The 24,583-nt window shown below is 64.6% G+C and carries 23 protein-coding genes, 1 pseudogene and 2 riboswitches; of the genes and pseudogenes, 13 read left to right on the top strand and 11 right to left on the bottom strand.

Annotated features, from left to right (window positions below):
* Positions 1-90: 90 nt before the first annotated feature.
* The 8 genes from gcvP to ACSU1G_RS33345 all read right to left on the bottom strand — a co-directional run bounded on the left by gcvP (position 91) and on the right by ACSU1G_RS33345 (position 10,278).
* Positions 91-2,919 carry an aminomethyl-transferring glycine dehydrogenase gene (gene gcvP, locus ACSU1G_RS33380; RefSeq protein WP_439285880.1) on the bottom strand — a complete coding sequence of 943 codons (2,829 nt, stop codon included), beginning with the start codon at positions 2,917-2,919 and terminating at the stop codon, positions 91-93.
* Positions 2,920-2,980: 61 nt separating this feature from the next.
* Positions 2,981-3,358, bottom strand: coding sequence for a glycine cleavage system protein GcvH (gcvH, locus tag ACSU1G_RS33375; RefSeq protein WP_439285775.1), 378 nt, complete (start codon positions 3,356-3,358; stop codon positions 2,981-2,983).
* A complete protein-coding gene (gcvT, locus tag ACSU1G_RS33370; protein ID WP_439285774.1) occupies positions 3,355-4,461 on the bottom strand; it encodes a glycine cleavage system aminomethyltransferase GcvT in 1,107 nt (368 codons plus the stop codon). The genes gcvH and gcvT overlap by 4 nt, the downstream gene beginning before the upstream one ends.
* A 54-nt stretch (positions 4,462-4,515) precedes the next feature.
* Positions 4,516-4,613: riboswitch (glycine riboswitch) on the bottom strand.
* Positions 4,614-4,709: riboswitch (glycine riboswitch) on the bottom strand.
* Between the two features lie 115 nt (positions 4,710-4,824).
* A complete protein-coding gene (locus ACSU1G_RS33365) occupies positions 4,825-5,658 on the bottom strand; it encodes an ABC transporter ATP-binding protein (RefSeq protein WP_439285772.1) in 834 nt (277 codons plus the stop codon).
* Complete coding sequence (locus ACSU1G_RS33360; protein WP_439285770.1) at positions 5,655-6,551, bottom strand: ABC transporter ATP-binding protein; 897 nt, start codon at positions 6,549-6,551, stop codon at positions 5,655-5,657. Before ACSU1G_RS33360 ends, ACSU1G_RS33365 begins: the two co-directional genes overlap by 4 nt.
* On the bottom strand, positions 6,548-7,543 hold the full coding sequence (locus ACSU1G_RS33355; protein ID WP_439285768.1) for an ABC transporter permease: 996 nt from the start codon (positions 7,541-7,543) through the stop codon (positions 6,548-6,550). The genes ACSU1G_RS33360 and ACSU1G_RS33355 overlap by 4 nt, the downstream gene beginning before the upstream one ends.
* Positions 7,536-8,531, bottom strand: coding sequence for an ABC transporter permease (locus ACSU1G_RS33350; protein ID WP_439285766.1), 996 nt, complete (start codon positions 8,529-8,531; stop codon positions 7,536-7,538). The genes ACSU1G_RS33355 and ACSU1G_RS33350 overlap by 8 nt, the downstream gene beginning before the upstream one ends.
* 46 nt (positions 8,532-8,577) lie before the next feature.
* Positions 8,578-10,278: an ABC transporter substrate-binding protein gene (locus ACSU1G_RS33345; RefSeq protein ID WP_439285764.1), complete on the bottom strand. Its 1,701-nt coding sequence runs from the start codon at positions 10,276-10,278 to the stop codon at positions 8,578-8,580.
* A gap of 237 nt (positions 10,279-10,515) precedes the next feature.
* Between ACSU1G_RS33345 and ACSU1G_RS33340 the strand changes: the two genes are divergently transcribed.
* The 7 genes from ACSU1G_RS33340 to ACSU1G_RS33310 are packed head-to-tail and all read left to right on the top strand — an operon-like array spanning position 10,516 to position 17,833.
* Positions 10,516-11,244, top strand: coding sequence for an NUDIX hydrolase (locus ACSU1G_RS33340; RefSeq protein ID WP_439285762.1), 729 nt, complete (start codon positions 10,516-10,518; stop codon positions 11,242-11,244).
* Positions 11,241-12,560, top strand: a complete 1,320-nt coding sequence (gene nadA, locus ACSU1G_RS33335) for a quinolinate synthase NadA (protein WP_439285760.1) — start codon at positions 11,241-11,243, stop codon at positions 12,558-12,560. Before ACSU1G_RS33340 ends, nadA begins: the two co-directional genes overlap by 4 nt.
* The gene (gene nadB, locus ACSU1G_RS33330) at positions 12,557-14,077 is read left to right on the top strand and encodes an L-aspartate oxidase (RefSeq protein ID WP_439285758.1); all 1,521 of its coding nucleotides are present in this window, start codon (positions 12,557-12,559) and stop codon (positions 14,075-14,077) included. The genes nadA and nadB overlap by 4 nt, the downstream gene beginning before the upstream one ends.
* Entirely contained in the window at positions 14,077-14,928 is an 852-nt protein-coding gene (gene nadC, locus ACSU1G_RS33325; protein WP_439285756.1) for a carboxylating nicotinate-nucleotide diphosphorylase, read from the top strand. Before nadB ends, nadC begins: the two co-directional genes overlap by 1 nt.
* Positions 14,929-14,944: 16 nt before the next feature.
* Positions 14,945-16,084, top strand: a complete 1,140-nt coding sequence (locus ACSU1G_RS33320; RefSeq protein ID WP_439285754.1) for a cysteine desulfurase family protein — start codon at positions 14,945-14,947, stop codon at positions 16,082-16,084.
* Positions 16,085-16,093: 9 nt separating this feature from the next.
* Positions 16,094-17,035, top strand: a complete 942-nt coding sequence (locus tag ACSU1G_RS33315; RefSeq protein ID WP_439285752.1) for a glycosyltransferase family 2 protein — start codon at positions 16,094-16,096, stop codon at positions 17,033-17,035.
* A gap of 24 nt (positions 17,036-17,059) precedes the next feature.
* Positions 17,060-17,833 (top strand): SDR family NAD(P)-dependent oxidoreductase, encoded by a 774-nt coding sequence (locus ACSU1G_RS33310; RefSeq protein WP_439285750.1) that lies wholly within the window; start codon positions 17,060-17,062, stop codon positions 17,831-17,833.
* Positions 17,834-17,838: 5 nt separating this feature from the next.
* On the opposite strand, the gene ACSU1G_RS33305 is transcribed toward ACSU1G_RS33310, so the two are convergent.
* Entirely contained in the window at positions 17,839-19,917 is a 2,079-nt protein-coding gene (locus ACSU1G_RS33305; protein WP_439285748.1) for an ABC transporter ATP-binding protein, read from the bottom strand.
* A 196-nt stretch (positions 19,918-20,113) separates the two neighbouring features.
* On the opposite strand from ACSU1G_RS33305, the gene ACSU1G_RS33300 reads away from it, so the two are divergent.
* A complete protein-coding gene (locus ACSU1G_RS33300) occupies positions 20,114-21,541 on the top strand; it encodes an MDR family MFS transporter (RefSeq protein WP_439285878.1) in 1,428 nt (475 codons plus the stop codon).
* Positions 21,542-21,567: 26 nt separating this feature from the next.
* On the opposite strand, the gene ACSU1G_RS33295 is transcribed toward ACSU1G_RS33300, so the two are convergent.
* Positions 21,568-21,699, bottom strand: coding sequence for a hypothetical protein (locus ACSU1G_RS33295; protein WP_439285746.1), 132 nt, complete (start codon positions 21,697-21,699; stop codon positions 21,568-21,570).
* 70 nt (positions 21,700-21,769) lie between these two features.
* On the opposite strand from ACSU1G_RS33295, the gene ACSU1G_RS33290 reads away from it, so the two are divergent.
* From ACSU1G_RS33290 to ACSU1G_RS33270, 5 genes are all read left to right on the top strand, one after another.
* Positions 21,770-22,261, top strand: coding sequence for a DUF6328 family protein (locus ACSU1G_RS33290; protein ID WP_439285744.1), 492 nt, complete (start codon positions 21,770-21,772; stop codon positions 22,259-22,261).
* 68 nt (positions 22,262-22,329) lie between these two features.
* The gene (locus ACSU1G_RS33285; protein WP_439285742.1) at positions 22,330-22,905 is read left to right on the top strand and encodes a 1-acyl-sn-glycerol-3-phosphate acyltransferase; all 576 of its coding nucleotides are present in this window, start codon (positions 22,330-22,332) and stop codon (positions 22,903-22,905) included.
* Positions 22,906-23,013: 108 nt separating this feature from the next.
* Positions 23,014-23,313, top strand: coding sequence for a Fe-S cluster assembly protein HesB (locus tag ACSU1G_RS33280; protein WP_439285739.1), 300 nt, complete (start codon positions 23,014-23,016; stop codon positions 23,311-23,313).
* 127 nt (positions 23,314-23,440) lie between these two features.
* Complete coding sequence (locus tag ACSU1G_RS33275) at positions 23,441-24,037, top strand: flavin reductase family protein (RefSeq protein WP_439285737.1); 597 nt, start codon at positions 23,441-23,443, stop codon at positions 24,035-24,037.
* 2 nt (positions 24,038-24,039) lie between these two features.
* Positions 24,040-24,429, top strand: coding sequence for a barstar family protein (locus tag ACSU1G_RS33270; protein WP_439285735.1), 390 nt, complete (start codon positions 24,040-24,042; stop codon positions 24,427-24,429).
* Between the two features lie 6 nt (positions 24,430-24,435).
* Here ACSU1G_RS33270 and ACSU1G_RS33265 read toward each other — a convergent pair.
* Positions 24,436-24,573: pseudogene (locus ACSU1G_RS33265) on the bottom strand (pyridine nucleotide-disulfide oxidoreductase); the annotation flags it as partial.
* Positions 24,574-24,583: the final 10 nt, after the last annotated feature.

The raw sequence follows: 24,583 nt of genomic DNA, 5'->3' as shown, positions 1-24,583 counted from the left end.
GGGGCGTAGGCTCCACGAAACGACAAAACCACGCCGAGACGCACCCTTTTCGGGTGCGTGTCGGCGTGGTTTTGCGGTCTCGCGCCAGGGCTAGGCAAACGCCTCCACCGGAGGGCAGGAGCACACCAGATTGCGGTCGCCGTACGCCTGGTCGATGCGGCGCACCGGAGGCCAGTACTTGCCTGCCACCAGCGTGGGCAGCGGGTATGCGGCATCCTCCCGCGTGTACGCGTGGTTCCACTCCCCCGCGATCAGCGACACCGCGGTGTGCGGCGCATGCACAAGCGGGTTGTCGTCCGCGGGCCAGCGGCCCGCCGCCACGGCATCCGCCTCGGCCTTGATCAGGATCATCGCCTCGATGAATCGATCGATCTCCCCGAGGTCCTCCGACTCCGTGGGCTCGACCATCAGCGTGCCAGGAACCGGGAATGACATCGTCGGCGCGTGGAAGCCGTAGTCGATGAGGCGCTTGGCCACATCGTCCACGGTGACTCCGGTGGCTTCCTTGAGCGGACGAAGATCCAGGATGCACTCGTGCGCGACGCGACCACTCTCACCCGTGTACAGCACCGGGTAGTGCTCGCCCAGACGCGCGGCGATGTAGTTCGCCGACAACACGGCAGCAGCTGTCGCATCGCGCAGACCCGCAGCGCCCATCATCCGCACATAGGACCATGAGATCGGCAGAATCCCGGCCGAGCCATAGGGCGCAGCGGAAACCGGACCGCCCGCGAACTCGTATCCGCCTGCGTGCGTCGTGCGCTGTGCGAGCGGATGCGATGGCAGGTGCGGCGCGAGATGCGCCTTCGCTGCCACTGGACCGATGCCGGGGCCACCACCACCGTGCGGGATCGCGAACGTCTTGTGCAGGTTCAGGTGCGAGACGTCGCCCCCGAGGTCACCGAATCGTGCATAGCCGAGCAGTGCGTTGAGGTTCGCGCCGTCGACGTACACCTGTCCACCAGCGTCGTGCACGGCAGACGTGATCTCGACGACGTCCTGCTCGTACACACCGTGCGTGGACGGGTAGGTGATCATGAGCGCCGCGATCGATTCGGCGTTGGCCGCGATCTTCGCGCGCAGATCATCCAGGTCGACGTTGCCGAGCTCATCGCAGGCAACGACGACGACCTTCATACCGGCGAGCACAGCGGATGCCGCGTTCGTGCCGTGCGCGGACGAAGGGATCAGGCATACTGTGCGGTGCTCGTCGCCGTTAGCCAGGTGGTAGCCGCGGATCGCGAGGAGCCCGGCGAGCTCCCCCTGCGAGCCGGCGTTCGGCTGCAGCGACACCGCGTCGTAACCAGTGACCTCAGCGAGCCAGCCCTCGAGCTGATCGATCATCTCGAGGTAGCCCTCGACGTCGGATGCCGGAGCGAACGGGTGGATGCCGGCGAACTCCGGCCACGTGATCGCCGCCATTTCGGTGGCGGCATTGAGCTTCATCGTGCATGAACCCAGCGGGATCATGCCGCGATCGAGCGCATAGTCGCGGTCGGCGAGGCTTTTCAGATACCGCATCATCGCTGTCTCGCTGCGATGAGCATGGAAGACGGGATGCGTGAGATATTCGTCGGTGCGGTGGAGAGCCTCTGGCAATGCGCCCGCAGATCCGGCACTGAAAGTGCCGAACACACGCTGCTCCTTGCCGCCGAACAGCAGCGCGGTGCGGTGCAGATCGGTGTAGTCGGTTGTCTCGTCGACCGAGATGCCGATGGTGTCTGCATCAACCTGCCGCAGCAGAATGCCGAACTCCTCGTGCGCACGCGCAACGAGCTCGGCCGCCGTACCGTGAACACGCACCTGCAGGGTGTCGAAGAACGACTCGTGGACGATGTCCGCACCGGCCTCGGCGAGCCAGTCGCGTAGGAGCACCGCCTTCGATGCCGCCTCTGAGGCGATCGCTCGCAGCCCATCGGGGCCGTGATAAACGGCGTACATCGCCGCCATGACGGCCAGCAGCACCTGCGCGGTGCAGATGTTGCTCGTCGCCTTCTCACGCCGAATGTGCTGCTCGCGCGTCTGCAGCGAGAGGCGATACGCGGGCTTGCCATCGGCATCCACCGAGACGCCGACGAGGCGCCCGGGGAGCTGACGCTCGAGCCCCGCGCGCACAGCCATGTAGCCAGCGTGCGGGCCACCGAAGCTCATCGGCACGCCGAAGCGCTGCGTGGTGCCGACGGCGACATCCGCACCGAGAGTTCCTGGGGAGGTAATGAGGGTGAGTGCCAGCAGATCGGCGGCGACAACCGCGAGGCCGCCCGCGACGTGGGCAGCATCGATCACCGCGGATGGATCCCAGACGAGACCGGATGCCGCGGGATACTGCACGAACACGCCGAAAAGCTCCTCCGGCAGCGCTTCACCGCCGGAAAGATCACGCTCGACCAGTTCGATGCCGAGCGCGGCAGCGCGGGTCTCGAGCAGCGCCTTGGTCTGCGGGAAGGCATCCGCGTCGACCACAAACACGTGGGACTTCACCTTCGAGGCACGCCGCGCCAGCAGCATCCCCTCGGCGACAGCCGTCGATTCGTCGAGCATCGACGCGTTCGCCGTCGACAACCCGGTGAGGTCGGCGACCATCGTCTGGAAGTTGATCAGCGCTTCCAAACGCCCCTGCGAGATCTCCGGCTGGTACGGCGTGTAGGCCGTGTACCAAGACGGGTTCTCCAGGACGTTGCGCTGGATCACGCTCGGGGTGAGCGTGCCGTAGTAGCCGAGGCCGATCATCGAGCGGTTCACGCGATTACGGGAGGCGAAGCCACGCAACTCGGCGAGCGCTTCGGCCTCTGTGGCAGCCGGCGGGATCACCGACGTCCCTGAGGCAGAGGTGTAGATCGACGCAGGCACGGCGCTGCGCATCAGCGTCTCGAGAGAGGAGGAGGCATCGGAGGTATCGACGCCGAGAGCTTCCAGCATGGTGCGCTGGGTCTCGGCGGTCGTTCCGATATGGCGATCGGCGAAAGTGGTCACTGCGAAATCAACCCTCGGTCAGGGCGACGTATGCATCACGATCGAGCAGCGCGTCAGCGGCGCCATCGGTGATCGAGATCTTGATGAGCCAGCCACCTTCGAAAGGCTCTGCGTTCACGAGCGACGGGTCATCTACGACGGCGTCGTTGATCTCGGTGACGGTGCCGACCAATGGTGCGTATAGCTCGCCGACCGATTTGGTCGACTCGATCTCGCCAACGACCGTGCCGGCGGTGAGCTCGGTGCCGACCGCGGGGAGCTCGACGAACACGACATCGCCGAGCTTGTCTGCGGCGTAGTCGGTGATGCCGATGGTGGCGACACCATCAGAGATGGAGAGCCACTCGTGCTCCTCGGTGTACTTCAGCGTGTTGAGATCAGTCATTTCTTCCTCCGGTAGAAAGGCAGGGCGGTCACAGTTGCGGGGATCTTCGTCCCCCGCACATCAAGGAACACGGTGGATCCCGCTTCAGTAAAAGTGGGATCGATATAGGCCATCGCGATCGGGTGGCCAAGAGTGGGGCTGAGCGCACCGCTGGTGATCTCGCCGAGGACCGTGCCGTCTTCGGCGACAACGTCATAACCGGCGCGGCCGGCACGTTTGCCCTCGGCTGCGAGGCCGACGAGCACCCGTGCACCCTCGGCGGGCGCTGCCTCCGACTTACCGACGAACGAGTCCTTGTCGGATGCCACGACGCGGCCGAGGCCGGCCTGCGCAGGCTTGATTTCACGCGAGAGCTCGTGCCCGTACAGCGGCATACCTGCCTCGAGACGAAGCGTGTCGCGGGCGGCAAGTCCGGCAGGAACGAGGCCGTGCGTCGCTCCGGCGGTGAGTACGGCATCCCAGACTACGGCGGCGTCTTCGCTGCGCACGAGCAGCTCGAAGCCGTCTTCACCGGTGTAACCCGTGCGCGCGATGAGCACCGGCTGACCGTTGTAGCGCGCGGAGGCCCAGGCGTAGTACTTCTGCTCGACCCACGGGATGCTGACCTCTGTGATGCCTTCGGTCGCAGCGACGATCGCCTCAGCGGCCGGCCCCTGCACTGCCAGCAGTGCATAGTCGTCGGAGACATCCGCAACAGCCGCGTCGAAGTCGTTGGCCCGCTCGGCGAGCGCTGCGGCGACGGCATCCCGGTTTCCGGCGTTGGAGATGATCAGGAAGCTGTCGTCACCGAGCCGATAGACGATCACGTCATCGATGATGCCGCCGGTCTCGGCGAGCAACAGCGAGTACTTCGCCTTACCGATGACCATGGTCGACAGACGCCCGGCGAGCGCGAAGTCCAGATATGCCGCAGCATCCGCGCCATCGACGGTGAACTCGGCCATATGCGAGATGTCGAAGAGACCGGCTGCCTGGCGCACCGCGTGGTGCTCGGCAAGGTCGGAGGTGTAGCGCACTGGCATCTGCCAGCCACCGAAATCGGTGAAGGATGCGCCGAGCGACTCGTGTCGCTCGCGAAGAGGGGTGAAGCGGGCCTCAGCCATGGAGTTCTCCCGGATGGATCGGAAGGATGCCGTACGGAATGCACGGTATCCGAGAACTCCCCCTCTGTCATAGGCCTGAGAGTTTCACCGCCTGCAGAGCGCAGGAAGCTTTCACCGTCGGCGGATGCGTGAGCATCACTTTTCAGAGCGGCCTGACCGGCGCGGTACGCGTTACCTGAGAGATTGGCGGGGAGGCTTGCTCCTTCGGTGCTCGGCCGAATACACCGAGGCTCTCCCGCACAGGTCATGGGGCCTGTCTTCAGTTGTGCCTCCCATCCTACCCGTTGCGAGCGGGCGCTCGTGGCTCACAGTTTGCGTGAAACAGAGCCACGCGCGCCCACTCGCAACCTTGGGAGGGAAAAACTAGAGGGCGAGCTCGGCTCGCACCTCGTCGCGGAGGCGGCCGAAGTTCTCGGGCTCGGGGGCCGCACCCAGCAGCGTCTTCGTGTAGTCGTGCTGCGGGTTCAGGATCACCTCATCGGAGGGGCCCCGTTCGACGATGTCGCCGCGATACATGACGAGAATCTCGTCACTGAAGTGCCGAGCGGTCGCCAGATCGTGCGTGATGTAGAGCACACCAAGTTGCGATTCGCGCTGCAGATCGGCGAGCAGATTCAACACACCGAGGCGGATGGACACGTCAAGCATCGACACAGGCTCATCCGCCACGATGAAGCGCGCGCCAGGCGCGAGGGCACGGGCGATCGCGACCCGCTGGCGCTGACCGCCGGAGAGCTCGTGCGGACGACGCTCCGCATAGCTCTCCGCCGGCGTCAACTGCACCCGCTCGAGCAAGTCCAACGCGCGTGCGCGCACCTGCGCCGCCGACAGCTCACGGTGATGGATCCGCAGCGGCCGCTCCAGGTGGTGGATGATCGTGTGGAACGGGTTGAGAGACGCGAACGGATCTTGGAAGACCATCTGCACGTCAGAACGATAGCGGGCCAGCTCCCGCCCGTGCGTGCCGCTGGGCCGGCCATCCATCAGGATCTCCCCGGATGTCGGTGTCTCCAGCTTCATCAGCATCCGCGCGATCGTGGACTTTCCGCTGCCGGATTCCCCGACGAGGGCGACAGTCTTGCCTGGCTCCAGCGTGAAGGAGACGTCCTTCACCGCGTGCAGGGTCGTCGTCTTGAAACCGGAGCGGAGCCGGAAGTCTTTGGTCAGGTTCCGCGCTTCGAGAGAATAGTTGCTCATCGTTGCACCTCCGTGATGATGGATGCCGAGGCTGAATTGTCGACGGACCCAGTGACCGCCCCCGACCGCACGAACCCGCCGCGCTCGCCGCGCAGACTCGGAAAGCTGGAGAGCAGCTTCTTCGTGTACTCGTGCTGCGGTGTGCGGAAGATCTCCTCCGCCGTCCCCTGTTCGACGATCTCGCCCTGCAACATCACCGCGATCCGGTCACTGATCTCGATGAGCATCGGCAAATCGTGGGTGATGAAGATCACTGCGAAACCGAGTCGTTCACGCAGCCGCATGATCTCTCGGATGATGCCTCGCTGCACGACCACATCAAGCGCGGTGGTCGGCTCGTCCATGATCATCACCTGCGGATCCAGTGCCAGCGCCATCGCGATCATCACGCGCTGGCGCATTCCGCCGGACAGCTCGTGCGGGAAGCTCGTCAGACGTGCGGGGTCCACACCGACGAGTCGCAGCAGCTCCTCCGACCGCTCGGTCTTCGCACGGCGACTCATGCCTGGACGGTGCGTGTCGAAGATGTCGAAGAGCTGCGCCTTCACGCTGATCACCGGGTTGAGCGAGTTCATCGCCCCCTGGAACACCATCGAGATCTTGTCCCAACGGAACGCGCGCAGCTGTTCGTCCTCCAGTCCTACGATGTCGATGTCGGTACCGGATCGATCATGGAAGGTGATCTCCCCGCTCGTCAACAGCGCCGGAGCCTTCAGGAGCCGATTCAGCCCATAAGCGAGGGTGGTCTTGCCGCAGCCGGACTCTCCCGCGAGACCCAGGATCTCGCCGCGGTGCAGGGTGAGCGAGACGTTACGCACGGCCTTGACCGGCGGATCTACCTCGTACTCGATGGATACGTTGTGTGCAGTCAGAACTGCTTCGGGGGCGGTCACGCGGTGACTCCCTTCGTCTTTGCTACCTTGCGCACGCGTCGAGCAGCATCTGGGGCGTTGCGTAGCTTCGGGTTGATGATCTCGTCGATGGAGAAGTTGATGAGCGACAGCCCGCAGCCGAGCAACGCGATCAGGATGCCCGGTGGGATGAACCACCACCATGCTCCGGTGCCCAATGCTTGCCCGGACTGGGCGTCGTTAAGGATCGTGCCCCACGTGATCGAGTCCGTAGCACCGAGTCCGAGGTAGGAGAGCCCGGCCTCACCGAGGATCGCGAAGATGATCGCGAAGAGGAATTGTGCCGCCAGCAGCGGCAGCAGGTTCGGCATGATCTCCACCAGGATGACGCGGATCGACCGTTCGCCGGCGACCTTGGATGCGTAGACATAGTCGCGGCTGCGCAGCGAACGCGCCTGCGTGCGCAGCACCACCGCGGAGCCCGCCCACGAGGTAATGCCCAGCACACCGGCAACCAGCAACCAGCTGCGGGTGTCGAAATAGGTGGCGATCACCATCACCAGCGGAAGTCCGGGGATGACGAGCATGATGTTCGTGACGAGGGAGAGCACCTCGTCTTTCCACCCGCCGAGGTAGCCGGCGAGGATGCCGAAGAAGATCGACAGCACGACGGCGATGCCACCAGCGACGATGCCGATCAACAGCGAACCCTGTGTGCCATGTGCCAGCTGTGCGAGCACGTCGTAGCCGAGCTTCGAGGTGCCCAGCAGGTGCTCCATGTTCGGTGGCTCGAGTGCCGGGTTCTTGGAGTTGCGTGGACTCTGCGTGAGCATCGGCCCCAGGATTCCGAAGAGGACGATGCCGACCACCAGCACAATACCGATGACGAGCTTGATCGATGGCCGCGGCAGCATCGCACGGAATCCGCCGCGGGTGCGCCGCTGTGTGACGAGCACGGAGGTATCAGGCGCGGACGATGCCACCGTGCCGGTGATAGGGCCGCCCTCGACCTCAGAAAGTCGGGTTTCAGACATTGTGACGAGCCCTCGGGTCGATGAAGCCGTAAACGAGGTCCATGATGAAGTTCGCCGCGAGAACGGCGATCGTGATCACCAGGAACACACCCTGCATGAGCGCATAGTCGCTGTTCTGCACTGCTTGGAACATGAGCTTGCCGATGCCAGGGTAGGTGAACACCTGTTCCATCACGATGGAACCGGCGACGACGAAGCCGAGCGTGATCGCGAACCCGGCGATCGAAGGAATCGCCGCGTTACGTGCGGCGTAAGCAGTGAGGATACGACGGGGACGCAGCCCCTTGGCCTCAGCTGTAGTGACATAGTCCTCGGCGAGGGTGGAGACCATCATGTTGCGCATGCCGAACAGCCAACCGCCCACTGAGCTCAGCACGATGGTGAGCGCCGGCAGGATGGCGTGCGCCACGGCATCCGAGAAGAATGCCCACGTCCATTCCGGTCCGCCCGGAAAATCGAAGACGTTGTAGCCGCCGAAGATCGGGAAGACCCCCATGCCGACGGAGAACACCGACACGAGCACCAGCGCGAGCCAGAAGTACGGAATCGACTGCAGGATCGTTGTGGCAGGAATGATGTGATCCACCCAGGTGCCGCGCTTCCAGCCGACCCAGGCCCCCAGCCCGATGCCGAGCACGAACGAGATGAACGTGGCGACGCCCACCAGGATGACCGTCCACGGGAGCGCTGCGCCGATGAGTTCGGCAACAGGGGCCGGATACTTGGTGACAGAGACCCCCAGATCGCCCTGGAACATCCGACCCCAGTAGCCGATGTATTGCTCCCACAGCGGCGAATCATCCGAGCCGAGCAGCAGCTTGATGTTGCGGATCGTGGTTTCGGAGACCTCGCCGCCCGCACGCTGGATCTTCGCGATCATGATGTCGGCAGGGTTGCCAGGCATCATGCGCGGAAGCAGGAAGTTGAGTGAGATCGTGACCCACAGCGTGATCGCGTAGAACCCGATCCTTCTGGCATAGAACTTCATGTACTCGACTTCCTGCTTCCTTGCATTGTCGGGGGACGGTCAGTGATTAACCGACCGGCTCCAGGTGCTGCAGGATGTAGCCCGCGGCGATCGAACCCCAGGACGGCGGGAAGGCGTACAGGTTTTCTTCTGTGGGCCAGCCCGTGAAGTCCTTCGTGTTGTAGAAGGTCTGCGTCGCGTTGATAACCAACGGAATGTACGGCAGATCGCGGACGATCTCGGTCTGGATCGTGGCGTAGAGGTCGAGCTTCGTCGCCTCGTCGTTTGTCGCGCTCGCCGCCATGATCGCCTCGTCGACGACAGGGTTGTTGTAGCGGCTGAAGTTCCAGCGTCCGACGGGCACTTCTTCGCCCACGGCCCCGGTGGATCCGGCTTCGACCCCGCCAACCCAGTCGCGGTACATCTGGTACGGGTCTGCGACGGACGTGCCGATCATGCCGCCGACGATCAGCTCGAAGGCACCGGTCTGGCGCGAGTCGGAGAATTCCTGCCACTGCACGGTGGAGGCGTTGATCTTGATACCCGCATCAGCTGCTTGCTCGGTGATCAGCTTGGCTGCGTCGTTGTAGTCGGTCCAGCCGTCGACCGAGGTGAGTGTCATCTCGATCGGGACGCCGTCCTTGCCGTAGAAGCCGTCCGCGTCCTTCGTGTAGCCGGCTGCCTCGAGGATGGATCCGGCCTCGGCGACGTCGGCCTCCTGCGGGCTGACCTCGTTGGCGGGGTCAGCGACCCACTTCGCGTCGCGCGGCAGCAGGGCGTACGTCGGCGACATGTCACCGGTGAGTCCGACGAATGCCTTGTCCTTGATGGTCGCGCGGTCGATGGCGACGTTGAGCGCCTGTCGGACAGCCACGTCGGTCTGCGCGCCAGTACAGCCGAGGTCGGCGTTCGCGCAGGTGTAGAGAACCGTGGGGTCTTGAGGGGTGTTGATCCAGTCGATCTTCCCATTCGCGGTGACCGAGTCGGGGTTCGGGATGAACATTCCCGCCCAGTCCAACTCGCCGGCGGCGAGGAGATCCTGCGCCGTCTGGTTGTTGTCGACAGCGATGTACTGCACCGTCTTGACGGCGGGCACTCCGGCATCGCGGAAGTTCTCGTTGGCGACGAGGATGTATGACTCACTGGTCACGCTGTCAACGACGTACGCGCCCGATCCGACTGGTTCCTCATTCGCGAAGCTCGCGAAGTCGTCCACCTCGCTCCAGATATGTTCCGGGAGAATCCAGGTGCCGCCGAGCCGCTGGAACTCGGTGGTGTACTGCGCCGAGTCATACGTCAGCACGACTGTGGTGTCGTCAGTGGCCTCAGCAGATACGAGACCGCTGCCCTCGGGGTTGTTGCCCTCGTAGCTGTAGGTGAAGGCGACGTCCGCTGCGGTGAGCGGCTCGCCATCGCTCCACTTCAGATCGGGCTTGATCTTGATGGTGATCACGGTGCCGTCTTCGTTGTACTCGTACGAGTCGCCGATCATACCGGTGGGGTCTTCGGCTGCTGTCTTGTTGAAGAAGAACAGCGGCTCATAGATCGGGCCCAGTGCACCGTGGAGCACTGTCGGAGCGAACACGTTGAAGTTCGCGGTGATCGGCGTCTGACTTCCGGCCCATACGCGCAGCGTACGGTCGCCATCACCACCGCTGTCACCGCCCTCGTCTCCCCCGCCGCCGCTGCAGGCGGTGAGGCCCATAGCCAGGACGGACACACCCGCGATCGCGGCGAGCACGACACGGCGCTTTCCATTGCGAATCATTGTTATTCCTCTCGGTGCTTCATTGCTTGGAGGGACTGCTCATCATTTACGACATAACCCCTCGAAGGGGTTTGTTAGGACAGTAACCTAACAAACCCATCCGGGGGTAACAAGTGTCTTTCCGATACCTCGATGTAACGATTTGGGATCGCGGGCAACACGCCTCTCCGTCATCGAGCGACTTTTCTTCACCTTCGGGTCACGAAGACACTAAGATCGATGACGGAGGTTAAAGTCATGACGACCAAAACTCAAGAATCCGGCATTCGCGTCGCAGTGTCGACGGTGATTCTGACGCTGAGACGCGCTCCCGGAGACGAGTTTCCTTCGCTTGCGCTGCCTCTCGTGCTGCGTACACGCGATCCACATCAGGAGAAATGGGCGTTGCCAGGTGGATGGCTCGAACCGGACGAGAGCCCCGAGGATGCCGCGGCGCGCACCCTGCACGAGACCACCGGTCTCTCCCCCAGCTACCTCGAGCAGCTCTACGCCTTCGGCGCGGTGGACCGTTCTCCGAGCCGCGTCGTATCGATCGTCTACTGGGCGCTGCTGCGCTCCGACGAGGTCGATGCGCAGAGCGCCGCGCACGTGGCATCCGGTCTCGCACCAGAGAATGTGCAGTCCTTTGATGCCGCGACCCTCCCCGCCCTCGCGTTCGATCACACCCAGATCGTCGACTACGCCCTATGGCGCCTACGCAACAAGGTCGGTTACAGCCGGGTAGCGCATGGATTTCTGCCGCCGACGTTCACCCTTGCCGATCTGCGCGAGGCCTACGAGGCGATTCTCGGCAAGCGGCTGGACCCGGCCAACTTCCGCCGTCAGGTAGAGACGTCAGGCACACTCCTGCCGACCGACGAGTTCCGCACCGGCAGCCACCGTCCCGCCCGCCTGTACCGCTACAACGACGCCGTCGAGCTCGCCGATCGTGGCCCGCTCGCCGTGGAAGAGAAGAGGACCCGATGACCCTTCTGCCGTTCCCGCAGATCACCGATGCATCCGTGGATCACCTGATCCAATCGATCGTCGATCCCGCAAATGACACCGGCACCGATGCCACGTGCAGCACAGATCTCGCAGAAGGCCCGTGGACGTTCGACAGCAGCCCTGGCTACGGCCCCGGGTCGTCTATGGGCGATGTGATCCCCACCGGGGCACCACGCCAGGGCGAACTGCCCACCGCGTACCGCGAGGCGAGCGAGGAAGCTCTCGATGCGCGCATCCGCGCGGCGAAGGCCACACTCGGCGAGCGCGTCGTCGTCCTCGGACACTTCTACCAGCGCGAAGAGGTCGTGCAGCACGCTGACTACGTCGGCGACTCCTTCCAGCTCGCGAATGCCGCGCTGGCACGCCCGGAGGTCGAGGCGATCGTATTCTGCGGCGTGCACTTCATGGCCGAGACCGCCGATCTGCTTTCCACACCCGATCAGGCGGTGATCCTGCCGAATCTCGCCGCGGGATGCTCGATGGCTGACATGGCCGACATCGACCAGGTAGAGGATTGCTGGGAACAACTCGCAGATGTGCTCGGCGATCTCGACGCGGTCGATGAAGAGGGCCGCGTGCCGGTGATCCCCGTGACCTATATGAACTCCTCGGCGGCGATCAAGGGTTTCGTTGGCCGCCACGGCGGAATCGTGTGCACCTCATCGAACGCCGAGACTGTGCTGGAGTGGGCGTTCGAACGCGGACAGCGCGTGCTGTTCTTCCCCGATCAGCATCTCGGACGCAACACAGCCAAGGCGATGGGAGTGCCGCTCGAACAGATGCCGATGTGGAATCCGCGCCGGCCCCTGGGCGGATCATCCGCTTCGCAACTGGCCGATTCGAAGGCCATTCTGTGGCACGGCTTCTGCTCTGTGCACCGCCGCTTCACGGTCGACCAGATCGATCAGGCGCGCATCGAGCATCCTGGCGTACGCGTGATCGTGCACCCGGAGTGCCCGATGGAGGTTGTGGATGCCGCGGACGAGGCCGGTTCCACCGATTACATCCGTCGCGCGATCGACGGGGCCACCGAGCCGAGCACTTTCGCGATCGGCACTGAGATCAACCTCGTGCGTCGGCTCGCCGCACAGTACCCGCAGCACGAGATCTTCTGCCTTGATCCCGTCGTCTGCCCATGCTCGACGATGTACCGAATCCATCCCGGATACCTCGCCTGGGTGCTGGAGGAACTGGTCGCCGGGCGCACTCCGAATCGCATCCAGGTCGCCGCCGACGTGGCGGCCCCTGCGCGCCTCGCGCTGGAGCGGATGCTGGCCGCAAAGCCCCGCGTATGAACATCCTCGTCGTCGGATCCGGCATCGCCGGACTCACCGCGGCCTTGCACGCCGCGGAGGCTGGCCACGCGGTCACCATCGTCACCAAGGGCGCGCTCGGTGGCGGCGGCTGCACTCCCCTGGCCCAGGGCGGAGTCGCCGGCGTCTACGGCCCGAACGACTCCGCGGAGGTGCACGCCTCAGACACGCTCGTCGCCGGCGCCGGGCTTTCCGACCCCGCAGCCGTGGACGTGCTCGTCCGTGATGGGTCCGCGCGCATCGCCGAGCTGATTGCCCGCGGAGTGGCCTTCGATCGCGCAGCCGACGGCGCTCTCATGCTCGGCCGTGAGGCCGCGCACGCCCACGCCCGCATCGTGCACGCCGGTGGCGACGCCACGGGCGCCGCGATCTCGGCTGCCCTCATCGCGCAGGTGCGATCGCTCCAGATCGATGTCGTCGAAGACGCCTTCTTGGTCGACCTCCTCGTAACTGGCGGGCGGGTGCACGGCATTCGACTCCTCCGCAGCAGCGCAGCGGTCGATCTCCACGCGGATGCCGTGATTCTGGCGACCGGCGGTGCGGGCCAGCTTTATGCGCACACGACGAACCCAATCGGAGCGACGGGCGACGGGATCGTCGCGGCGATCAGGGCTGGTGCCGCTGTCGCCGATCTCGAGTTCATGCAGTTCCACCCGACCGTGCTGGTTTCGGATGCCGTGCTTGCCTCGGATGCCGTGCTTGCCTCGGATGCGGCGTTTCTCATCTCCGAAGCAGTGCGCGGCGAGGGTGCGACGCTCATCGACGACGAGGGCAGACGCTTCGTGTTCGACAGCCACCCTGACGGCGAGCTCGCCCCACGCGATGTGGTGTCACGCGCCATCGCGCGGCAGGCCGCGGGCCAGGGCCGACCGGTGCTGCTCGATGCCACGATGCTCGGCGCAGATCGTCTTTCGGGCCGGTTCCCTACCATCGACCGGGTCACGCGTGCACGCGGTTTCGATTGGGCACGCGAGCCGATTCCAGTGACGCCCGCCGCGCACTACCTGATGGGTGGCATCGTGACCGATCTCGACGGACGCACGTCACTGTCCGGTCTCTTCGCGGCCGGTGAGGTCGCCTGCACTGGCGTGCACGGCGCGAATCGTCTGGCATCCAACTCGCTACTGGAGGGTGCCGTGTTCGGCGCTCGGGCCGCAGCGGCACTCAGCACTCCGTTCCCGTCACAGTTTCTGTCGCCACACGGCGCGCTGGGCGACGGAAACTGCGATGGGAACGCTGACAGTCGCTACTCGAGAGCGGATATCCAGCAGCTCATGTGGAACGACGTGGGGCTCCACCGCACCGACGACGGACTCGCCGATGCTCTCGCCACACTCCGTGCCTGGCGTGCCGCAGCACCATCTCCGGCCACGCTCACCGAGCACGAAGATGCCAATCTCCTCCTGCTCGCCGAAGCCACGGCATCCGCTGCTCTCGCCCGTACCGATTCCGTCGGCGCCCACCATCTCACCGCCCTCCCTGCCCTGATCGGAGCCTGATGCTCACCATTGCCACCCTCACCCGCGTCGTCGGCGCAGCCCTCGAGGAGGATGCCCCCTGGGGCGACCTCACCAGCTCGACGCTGCTTCCGGCCGATGCCACGGCGACCGCCGATCTCGCGGCCCGCGAGCAGGGAGTTTTCAGCGGTGGCGATGTGTTCGCGGCTGCGTTCACTCTCACCGATCCGACCGTCCGTGTCGACGTACACGTGGGCGAGGGCGACACGTTTGCACCGGGCGATGTGCTCGCCTCAGTGTCTGGACCTGCGCGCAGCATCCTCACCGCCGAGCGTGTGGCATTGAACTTCACGCAACGCATGAGCGGCATCGCGACGCTGACCGCCCAGTATGTGCAGGCTGTCGAAGGCACCGGCGTCCGGATCGCCGACACCCGTAAGACGACGCCGGGGCTGCGCGCATTCGAACGGCAGGCGGTCGTCTCCGGCGGCGGCAGCAACCATCGCCACTCGCTGTCGGATGCGGTGATGGCCAAAGACAACCATCTGGCCGTCCTGCAGCGTTCGGGAGCGGATCTCGCTACCGCCCTGCGCGAAGCACTGTCGAGACTCCCGCACACCACCCACGTGGTGGTCGAGGTCGACCGGCTCGACCAGATCGCCGCGGTTCTCGACGGCGGTGCACACACCGTGCTGCTCGACAACTTCTCGCTCGATGATCTCCGCGCAGGGGTCGCTCTGATTGGAGAGCGCGCGACGGTCGAGGCATCCGGTGGTGTGAATCTCGACACGGTGCGCGCCATCGCCGAGACCGGCGTCGACGTCATCTCGGTCGGAGCGCTCACCCACTCGGCGCGTGCGCTGGATCTCGGACTGGACGTGCGGATCGACTGATGCGGTACCTCGACTGATGCTTTATCTCGACCATGCGGCGACGTCTCCGGTGCGTCCGGAGGTATTGGATGCCATGCGTCCGTTCCTGACGGGTGTGTTCGGCAACCCGTCCAGTCACCACACCGTCGGTGAGGCTGCGGCGAGCGCGCTGGAGGATGCCAGAGCCCGGGTCGCTCGCGTGCTGGGCATGCGTGCAGGTGATGTGATCTTCACGGCGAGTGGCACGGAGGCGAATAACCTCGCGGTGAAGGGGGTCGTACTCGCTGGCCTTGAGCGAGGTCGCCGCCACTTCGTGACGACACCGATCGAGCATGAGTCGATTCTCGAATCTGCGGAGTACTTGCGGCGGTTCCATGGCGTCGACGTGACCTATGTGGCGGTCACCGGCGAGGGGCGTGTCACCCCCGATGCCGTGGCGGATGCTCTGCGCGACGACACAGCGCTGGTCTCGCTCGGTCACGCGAACAACGAGATCGGTACCGTGCAAGATGCGGCAGCCATCACCGCTGTAACCAAAGCAGCGGGTGTGCCACTGCATCTGGATGCCGTGCAGTCAGCCGGATGGCTTCCGCTCGCTGGCCTCGGGGCCGATGCGATCTCGATCGCGGGGCACAAGCTCGGCACACCCAAGGGAATCGGCGCGCTGGTGGTGCGCGGGCGGGTCCCGTTGGAGCCGCTGCTGCACGGCGGCGGGCAGGAACGCGGACGCCGCTCGGGCACCGAGAATGTCGCCGGAGCGGTGGGGCTTGCCGTCGCCTTGGAGCTGGCGGAGGCTGAGCGGGATGCTGTCTCCGCTCAGGTCGGGGATATGACTGCGCGCTTCATCACCGGTGTGCTGACCGCGGTGCCAAAGGCTGCGCTGACCGGCGATCCCGTGCACCGCCTGCCCGCCACCGCGAGCTTCACATTCGCCGGAACGAGCGGAGAGGCCGTGCTGCTGGAGCTTGAGCGCCGTGGAGTGATCTCTTCAAGCGGCTCGGCGTGCGCGGCTGGCAGCGATGACCCCTCACACGTGCTGCTGGCCTGTGGGATCGCGCCGGAGATCGCGCAGACCTCAGTGCGCTTCACCTTCGCCCGCACGCCGCTGGCCGAGAACGCACCGAAGCAGCTGGCGGCGCTCGTTGCGGACGCCGTGCGCGCCGTCGCAGGGCCATAGACTCGGCTGGTGCCCGCACCGATCGTCACGCTCATCGTCCCCGGCCGCGACATCGCCGCGTTCGCGCCCGCCGCAATCGCTTCCCTGCAGGCGCAGACGGAGCCGCGCTGGCGCGCCATCCTCATCGATGACGGATCTCTCGACGCGACAGGTGAGATCTTTGCGGATGCCGCAGCGTCCGACCCACGGTTCACCTTCCTCAGCCACGGGGCCTCGCGCGGCCTGGGCGCCGCACGCAACATCGGTCTCGGTCAGGTCGACACGCCTTTCCTCGGCTTCCTCGACGGTGATGATGAACTGACACCCACGGCTCTTGCACGCCTCACCGGCACTCTCGCCGAAACAGGCAGCGACTTCGTTGCGGGCGCCTACGTGCGATCCCGGTTGCAGGGTGAGGTCTATGTTCCTGGGCAAGTGCAGCCGTGGACGGCCGCGGCCACAGATCCCGCGCGCCGTGCCACGACGATCTTCGAGCACCCACACGCGTCGGCGAATATCGTCGCGTGGTCAAAGATCAGCCGCACGAGCTTCTGGGATGATCTGCGCTTTCCCGAGGGCGTCGCCTACGAAGACCAGATCGTCGCGCAACAGATGTATACACGCGCCGCGACCTTCGATGTCATCCCCGATGTCGTGGTGCATTGGCGGCTACGCGCTGACGGCACGTCGATCACCCAGGGCAAGGGCCGTCTGCCGGTGCTGCGCGACTATCTGGCGGCCCTGCGCGGCGGCATCCGAGTCCTCCATGCTGCGGGAGCGACGGATGCGGTAACCGCCAGGCTCGATCTCATCCTCGCGATGGATGTGCCGCCGCTCCAGAAGATCATCGACACCCACCCCGACCCCGCCTACGCCGCGGAGGTCACGGCGTTCATAGACGAGCTGCGCTCGCTTCCCGAGTTCGCCGACACCCACCCCGATCCGCACCTCACCGCCGCGCTGGCCTGGTGAGCGTGCAGTAAAGGCATTGACATCGTGAGCACCTACCTCGATTCCCTCTTCTCGCTCGATGGCCGCACCGCCATCGTCACCGGTGGCAGCTCCGGCATCGGCCGCGGCATCGCGACCGCGCTTGCCCGCGCCGGCGCATCCGTGGTGATCGTCGCTCGCGGCCAGGAACGCATCGATGAGACCGTGCGCGACCTGCGAACTGCCGGATGCCGCGTCGCCGGCGTCGTGGGCGATCTGAGCACGCGCGACGGCATTCACGCGCTCGCAGAGGCTGCGATCGAGCCTTTCGGGGAGCCGGACATTCTGGTGAACTCGGCTGGCATCAACATCCGCCCGCCGTACGCTGCGATCACCGAGGACGACTGGGATGCCACGATGACCGTGAACGCACTCGCCCCGTTCCTGCTGGGACAGCGCTACGGCGTCGGCATGGCCGAACGCGGCTACGGCCGCCTCATCCACATCAGTTCACAGCAGGCGCATCGTGCCTTCGTCGGCAGCGGCATCTACGGCGTCTCGAAGGGCGCGGTCGAATCCTTGATGCGCTCCGAGGCGGAGGCCTGGGGCGGCACCGGAGTCACGAGCAACACGCTCGTTCCCGGCTTCGTGCTCACTCCGCTGAACGCCCGACTGCAGGAGGATCCGGAGAAAATTGCCGCCCTCGCCGCGCGCACCATGATCGGCCGCAACGGCCTGCCGAGCGATTTCGCCGGCGCCGCGGTGTTCCTCGCCGGCGCGGGCTCGGCGTACGTCACCGGCCATTCGCTGTTCGTCGATGGCGGCTTGTCAGCGCACTGAGCGAATCACCCCTCCGCGGGATACACGCGCTGATCCGTGCCGGCACCATCGAGCAGTGGCACCGGTGCGGTGAGCGTCGCGACGGCATCGGCACCTGCTGAATCGTCCGGAGCCCGATCGGCCCGCCGCCCGGCGTACCCTGCCGCGATGTCACCGGTGATCGTTCCTTCCGCGACCGCCTCAGCCTCGAGTACGCGGGATGCGGCCACCTGCTGCGCCGCCAGCTCCGCATAGAGCCCGCCCTGCGCCAGCAGTTCGCTGTGCGTGCCGGACTCGACGATCTGCCCTGCCTCGATCACGTGGATGACATCGGCTCCCATCACGGTCGATAGCCGGTGCGCAATAGAGATCGTGGTGCGCCCCTTCGACGCCTCGTCGAGTGCTTCCTGAACGACGCGCTCAGACACGGTATCCAGCGCAGAGGTCGCCTCATCGAGCAACAGCACCGGCGGGTCCTTCAGCAATACCCGAGCGATCGCGATGCGTTGCTTCTCGCCACCGGAGAGGCGGTATCCGCGCTCGCCGACGATCGTGTCGTAGCCGCGCTCGAATCCGGCGATGATGTGATGGATGTTCGCTGCCTCACAGGCTGCGATCATCTCCTCCTCGCTGGCTTCCGGCTTCGCGTACATCAGGTTCTCGCGGATCGTGGAGTGGAAGAGATAGGTCTCCTGCGACACGATGCCGATGTTGTCGATGATCGACTCCTGGGTCAGCGTGCGCACATCTGCGCCGGCGAACAGTACGGCTCCGCCGTGAGCCTCGTAGAGCCGCGGAGCGAGGTAGAGCACGGTCGTCTTTCCTGCGCCTGACGGACCGACGAAGGCGACGTGCTGGCCGGGGTCCGCGACGAACGAGATTCCCTGCAATGTCGGGCGGCTGTCTTCGGCGGCATCCGGGTAGCGGAAGATGACCTTGTCGAACTCAACGCGTCCACGGGGGCCGGGTGCCTCGTCGACCGTGATGGCATCCGGGGCATCCTTGATTTCAGGCACGAGGTCGAGGTACTCGAAGATGCGGGCGAACAGGGCCGATGACGTCTGCAGATCGAGCGAGACGCGCATCAGACCCATCAGTGGTTGCAGCAGTCGCGCCTGCACGGTGGTGAAGGCGACAACTGTTCCTGCGGTGATCGCACCCGCGCCTCCCGCGATCAGGTAGCCCGACACCAGATAGATCACGGCCGGCACGCTGGCCATCAGCACCTGCACGACCGCGAAGAAGCCCTGACCGCTCATTGCCCGGCGTACCTGCAGCGTGACCTGGTTCTCATTCTCGGCCTGGTAGCGGGCGGACTCCGTGCGCTGACGGTTGAATGATTTCGATAGCAGCATCCCTGAGACGCTCAACGTCTCCTGCGTGATGCTGGTCAACTCACTCAGCGACTCCTGCGTCTCCCCCGCGATGCGCGCCCGCACCTGGCCGACACGGCGCTGCACGATGATCAGGAACGGCATGATCACGATTGCGATGAGCGTGAGTCGCCAGTCGATGATGATCATCGCGACCAGCGATGCGGCCACAGTGACGACGTTGCCCAGAATGCTCGTGACGGTGTTCGTCAGCACGCCGGAGACTCCACCGACATCGTTCTGCAGTCGGGATTGGATCACTCCGGTCTTGGTGCGAGTGAAGAAACCGAGCTCCATCGCCTGCAGATGCTGGAACAGCCGCACTCGCAAATCTCCGGTGACGCTGTTACCGACCGTCGAGGTCAGCCAGGTCTGCCCCACACCGAGCACCGCGGAGACGAGGAAGAGGCCCACCATGATGAGCACGAGCCGAATGAGCAGACCGATCTGCGGGCTGCCGCCGGCGACCGGGAAGAGGGCATCATCGAAGATCCGCTGAACGATCAGTGGGGGGATAACGGCGATGGCAGCACCGATGACCACGAGGATGCCGGTGATGATGATGCGGCCGAGGTAGGGGCGAAACAGCGAGACGACGCGTTTGCCCAGACCAGAAATCGTCGGAGCCTGCGCATTCAGCTTCTTTTGCGCGACTGCATCGACGCCGCGAAAACCGCCACCACCGCCGCCGCGTCCACCGCCGCCACCCATACCGCCGCCGCCCATACTCATTCGGTCAGCTTATCGGCGAGAAGTTTCGCCGCCTCGGGAATGCCGCCGCGACATAGCGCGTTATCCTTGATCGTTGAGCACGAGAGCATGCCGTATCTGTCGGCTTCATCTCTGGCCATCCGCCACCCCCATCCACTGAGGAGACGTCTTGGCCACCACATCCACCGGTTCGGCACCCATCGTGAAGCCGGAGCCGATGATCGCGCCCTCTGACATGCGCGTGATCTGGCTGCTGCTGGTTGCCGCATTCGTCGCGATTCTCAATGAGACGACGATGGGTATCGCAATCCCGCACCTCAACGACGACCTGGGCATCCCGCCCGAACTCGGTCAGTGGCTGACGAGCGCGTTCCTGCTCACAATGGCGGTCGTGATCCCAACCACCGGCTTCCTGCTGCAACGCTTCACGACTCGTCAGATCTTCATCGCCGCGATGAGCGCATTCACCCTCGGAACTCTGGTGTGTCTGCTGGCGCCCGGTTTCGCGGTTCTCCTTGTCGGCCGTGTCATCCAGGCAGCCGGCACCGGCATCATGATGCCCCTGCTGATGACCACCGTGATGAATGTCGTTCCCGCACACTCCCGCGGTCGGATGATGGGTCGCGTCGGTCTCGTGATCTCGCTCGCACCCGCAATCGGCCCCACCCTCGCCGGTGCAGTGCTGGAGACGTTGAACTGGCGTTGGCTGTTCGCCATCGTGCTGCCGATCGCGATCATCGCTTTGGCGATGGGCGTGAAGTGGATGACCAACCTCGGCGAGACGAAGGATGCTCCGATCGATGTGCTGTCGATTGTGCTGTCTGCCTTCGGCTTCGGTGGCGTCGTCTACGGTCTGAGCCAGTTCGGCGGCGAAGCCGAGTCGAACGGTGCAACGATCGGCGTGATCTCGCTCGTCGTCGGCGCAATCTCACTCGTGCTGTTTGTGTGGCGCCAGTTGCTGTTGCAGCGCAAAGACGATGCGCTTCTTGATCTGCGAGTCTTCCGCTCCGGCAACTACACCATTGCCGTCATCATCATGGCTGTGCTGTCGCTGGCCATGTTCGGAACGCTCACCCTGCTGCCGCAGTATCTGCAGAACGTCGCCGGTCTTGACGCATTCCAGTCGGGTTTGATCCTGCTGCCCGGTTCGGTGCTGATGGGTCTGCTCGGCCCGCTGATGGGGCGCGTCTACGACGCCGTCGGCACTCGCCCGCTGCTCATCCCTGGCACGATCATGGTGTCCGCGGCTTTGTTCTTCTATTCCACGGTCGGTCAAAGCACCGAGTGGTGGATGCTGGTGATCGCACAGACGATGATGTCGGTGGGAATGGCGATGTCGTTCACGCCGCTGTTCTCCGCATCGCTGGGTTCGCTGCGTCGACACCTGTATTCGCATGGCTCTGCCGTGCTGAACACTCTTCAGCAGGTCGGCGGTGCCGCTGGTGTCGCAGTGCTGACAGTGACCTACTCGTCGTTCCTGCACGCCGGTGAGCACGAAGGACTCTCGACCGCGGTCGCCGGCGCGCCGGGTGCACGCATGGCGTTCCTGATCGCTGCGATCATCTCACTGGGAGCAGTCGCGCTGAGCGCCTTCGTCCGCAAGCCAGCGGATGACATAGATGAGGCCTTCCGCAGCGGTCATTGATCGCGGCGGAAGCGCGACCGCGCGAGTTACTCTGCCGGGACTGCGCAGGACCCGCCACAGCAGGATCCCGCACTCTCATCACCCAGCAGGTTGAGGCCTGCGGGAGCGGTAAGAGGCTGCACGTTCAGCGTGGCCTCTGAGTTCTGCGAATTGGTCATGGCTCCATGCTACGCCCACCGGCGCAGACAGGCTCTAGACAACCGCGATGCCGCCGCGAAGACTCAACGTATGGATCGAGATACTTCCCGCGAAGCGCACAGCGGCGACGGCCGAGACGAGTCCGCGAACAAACGCGCGGATCGTAACTGGGATGAGCTCATGCAGGAGCTGCGAGTGATGCAGACCGGCACCCAGGTGCTCTCCGGTTTCCTCCTCGCCGTCGCCTTCCAACCACGCTTCACCGAGCTCGATGACTTGCAACGCGGCCTGTATCTCGTGCTGGTCGGCCTCGCCGCGCTCGCGACGATCCTGTCGCTCGCGCCGGTAGGGATGCATCGATCATTGTTCGGGATGCGGCGCAAACCACAGCTTGTCCAAGTGGCCGCGCGAATGGTCAAGGCCGATCTGGTCGTCATCGGAATGCTCAGCGTCGGCGTCCCGACTCTGATCGTGGATTTCACGCTGCAGCGCGGACTGGCGATCGCCGTGCTCATCGTCGGGACCCTCATCGTGATCGGATTGTGGCTCATGGTGCCATTGCGGATCGCCCGCGATCGCTGAGCAGGCGCGGCGATATGCATTCCGGGTCCATTCCGGGCGAGGCATGTCGGCTGACCTACGGTTGAGGGATGCTGCGTCGATTCTTTGCCCGTGTCTTTTGGACGTTCAGCCGTTGGAAGTTGACCGGCCAGCCCGCTCCCGATCGCCCCACTGTGCTGATCGGCGCACCGCACACCTCGAACTGGGACTTCGTGCTGATGCTTGCCATCGCCTGGCGTCTGGGAATGGATGTGCGCTGGTTGGGTAAGGCGAGTCTTTTCGCCGGCTGGCGCGGACCGGTAATGCACAGACTCGGTGGAATCCCGGTGGACCGTGCGGACCCCAGCCGAGTGGTGACGGATGTCGTCGCGCGGATCAATTCCGGTGAGGTGTTCGGTCTGGTCGTCACCCCCGACGGCACGCGCGGTTCGAACTCGTACTGGAAGTCGGGTTTCTACCGAATAGCCCGTGAGTCAGGAATGCCGGTGACGCTCGGTTTCGTCGACCGAACCACGAAGACCACGGGGCTCGGTCCGACGTTCGAGCTGACCGGCGATGTCGTAGCCGACATGGATCGTATCCGCGCGTTCTACGCAGACAAGGCGGGATTTCGCCCCGAACTGCGCACCGAACCACGTCTACGCGAAGAGAGCTCTCCGACTTGAGAGGTTCCTCACAATCCCCCGCTGGGGGTTGAAGGCCACCGCGTATTGAGGCATCGTGGCCCGGACATGTTCTGACCGGAGCATGTCCGCAACCGGAAGGAGAGCCCTGTGCTCACCCTGACCGAAAACGCAGATGCCGTCGTCACCACGATCGTCGGCCGAGAGGATGCCAGCGCAGACGCGGGGCTTCGCATCCAAACCGCCGAGGGGCAGGGGGCGAATGGAGAAGCACGCTTCGCCGTTCACGTCGTGCCCTCCCCCGAAGACGCTGACCTCGTGATCGAGGGAACCGGCAGTCGCGTCTTCCTGGAAGAGAATGCCGCCGAGGCACTCGCTGACAAAGTGCTCGACGCCGGAGTGGATGACCAAGGCGCTGTCAGCTTCACGATCCTGCCGCAACCTCGCTGACGATCACTTTCGACTTACCCCAGGGGGCGGGATGCGACGGCATCTCGCCCCCTTACTCATCACCGCCGCATTTCGGTGTGTTTCAGTTCTACATACGACGATGTCCGCCGGTGTCTATGGTCGCGTTATGACTGAGCTGCGTTTCGCCTCCCCTTCCACGGTTGCACCCGTTCGCGATCGCGCAGACAATGCCGCGAATCTACTGGAAGGCGGATCTGTCTCTGCCCACACGTTCAAGGCCGTGTTCCGCGGTCATCCATCTGGTGTCGCTGTGATCACCGCCCACGACGAATCCGGGCCTGTTGCGCTCACCGCCTCGTCTGTCTCATCGGTCAACGTCGACCCGGCGCTACTCATCTTCTCGGTATCCGGTCAGTCATCCGCGACTCCGGTGATCTCCAGTGTCGCGACTATCGTGGTGCACATGCTCGATGCCGACGACCTGGCGATCGCACAACTCGGTGCACGAAGCGGCGTGGACCGCTTCGCCGATGCTTCTTCCTGGGCACGACTGGCGACGGGAGAGCCGGTCTACGCCGGCGCTCGCGCATGGGTACGTTGCGCGATCGTAAGCCGGATGGAGGCAGGCGGATCAATCGTCATCGCTGCGCGCGCGCTCCAAGCCCACATCGAACGCGACATCGAACCCGGTGACCACGGCAACGCGCTCGTCTATCACAACCGCAGTTGGCACCGGCTCAGCGACGAATCTCGTCTGGAATGATCATGACGAAATATCGCATCGACGGCGCCGAGGTGAACAGCATCTCCGACCTCTACGAGCAGTTCAACCGCGAGCTGATGGCCGATGCAGACTGGATTATGGGGCAGAGCCTGGATGCACTCAACGATGTCCTCTACGGAGTCGACGGCGCCATCCGCGATGGCAATCCGGCCACATTCGTCTGGAATGATCATGCGCATAGCCGTGAGACGCTCGGATTCGATGAGACACAACGCTGGATGCTCGACAAGCTCGCCCGCCCTGGCACCTTCGATGATCGCCGCATCAAGTCAGAGCTTGATGACCTGCGGGGCGGCGTCGGCAAGACGTATTTCGAACTCATCCTCGAAGTCTTCGCCGATCACCCGCTCATCGAGCTTCAGCTGCACTGACCCGCTTCACCGCAGAGCGCCAAGCACCTCATTGAGCACCTCGGTCATCGACGGATGGGTGTAGATCGAGTCACGAAGCTCGGAGGCGGTGATGCCATGACGAATCGCCATCGCGATCAGGTTGATGACTTCCTCAGCATGCACGCCTGATCAG

The organism is Microbacterium sp. A93 (assembly GCF_051842835.1).
This window is presented reverse-complemented; position numbering and strand designations above follow the sequence as displayed.

Bases quoted from the DNA above. Each gene is read 5' to 3' on its own strand.
- gcvT (WP_439285774.1), bottom strand. From the start codon at position 4,461: ATGGCTGAGGCCCGCTTCACCCCTCTTCGCGAGCGACACGAGTCGCTC.
- nadB (WP_439285758.1), top strand. From the start codon at position 12,557: ATGAACATCCTCGTCGTCGGATCCGGCATCGCCGGACTCACCGCGGCC.
- ACSU1G_RS33285 (WP_439285742.1), top strand. From the start codon at position 22,330: ATGCTGCGTCGATTCTTTGCCCGTGTCTTTTGGACGTTCAGCCGTTGG.
- gcvH (WP_439285775.1), bottom strand. From the start codon at position 3,358: ATGACTGATCTCAACACGCTGAAGTACACCGAGGAGCACGAGTGGCTC.
- nadA (WP_439285760.1), top strand. From the start codon at position 11,241: ATGACCCTTCTGCCGTTCCCGCAGATCACCGATGCATCCGTGGATCAC.
- ACSU1G_RS33355 (WP_439285768.1), bottom strand. From the start codon at position 7,543: ATGTCTGAAACCCGACTTTCTGAGGTCGAGGGCGGCCCTATCACCGGC.
- nadC (WP_439285756.1), top strand. From the start codon at position 14,077: ATGCTCACCATTGCCACCCTCACCCGCGTCGTCGGCGCAGCCCTCGAG.
- ACSU1G_RS33290 (WP_439285744.1), top strand. From the start codon at position 21,770: ATGGATCGAGATACTTCCCGCGAAGCGCACAGCGGCGACGGCCGAGAC.
- ACSU1G_RS33305 (WP_439285748.1), bottom strand. From the start codon at position 19,917: ATGAGTATGGGCGGCGGCGGTATGGGTGGCGGCGGTGGACGCGGCGGC.
- ACSU1G_RS33275 (WP_439285737.1), top strand. From the start codon at position 23,441: ATGACTGAGCTGCGTTTCGCCTCCCCTTCCACGGTTGCACCCGTTCGC.
- ACSU1G_RS33300 (WP_439285878.1), top strand. From the start codon at position 20,114: ATGATCGCGCCCTCTGACATGCGCGTGATCTGGCTGCTGCTGGTTGCC.
- ACSU1G_RS33340 (WP_439285762.1), top strand. From the start codon at position 10,516: ATGACGACCAAAACTCAAGAATCCGGCATTCGCGTCGCAGTGTCGACG.
- gcvP (WP_439285880.1), bottom strand. From the start codon at position 2,919: ATGCTGGAAGCTCTCGGCGTCGATACCTCCGATGCCTCCTCCTCTCTC.
- ACSU1G_RS33320 (WP_439285754.1), top strand. From the start codon at position 14,945: ATGCTTTATCTCGACCATGCGGCGACGTCTCCGGTGCGTCCGGAGGTA.
- ACSU1G_RS33295 (WP_439285746.1), bottom strand. From the start codon at position 21,699: ATGACCAATTCGCAGAACTCAGAGGCCACGCTGAACGTGCAGCCTCTT.
- ACSU1G_RS33270 (WP_439285735.1), top strand. From the start codon at position 24,040: ATGACGAAATATCGCATCGACGGCGCCGAGGTGAACAGCATCTCCGAC.
- ACSU1G_RS33345 (WP_439285764.1), bottom strand. From the start codon at position 10,278: ATGATTCGCAATGGAAAGCGCCGTGTCGTGCTCGCCGCGATCGCGGGT.
- ACSU1G_RS33350 (WP_439285766.1), bottom strand. From the start codon at position 8,531: ATGAAGTTCTATGCCAGAAGGATCGGGTTCTACGCGATCACGCTGTGG.
- ACSU1G_RS33365 (WP_439285772.1), bottom strand. From the start codon at position 5,658: ATGAGCAACTATTCTCTCGAAGCGCGGAACCTGACCAAAGACTTCCGG.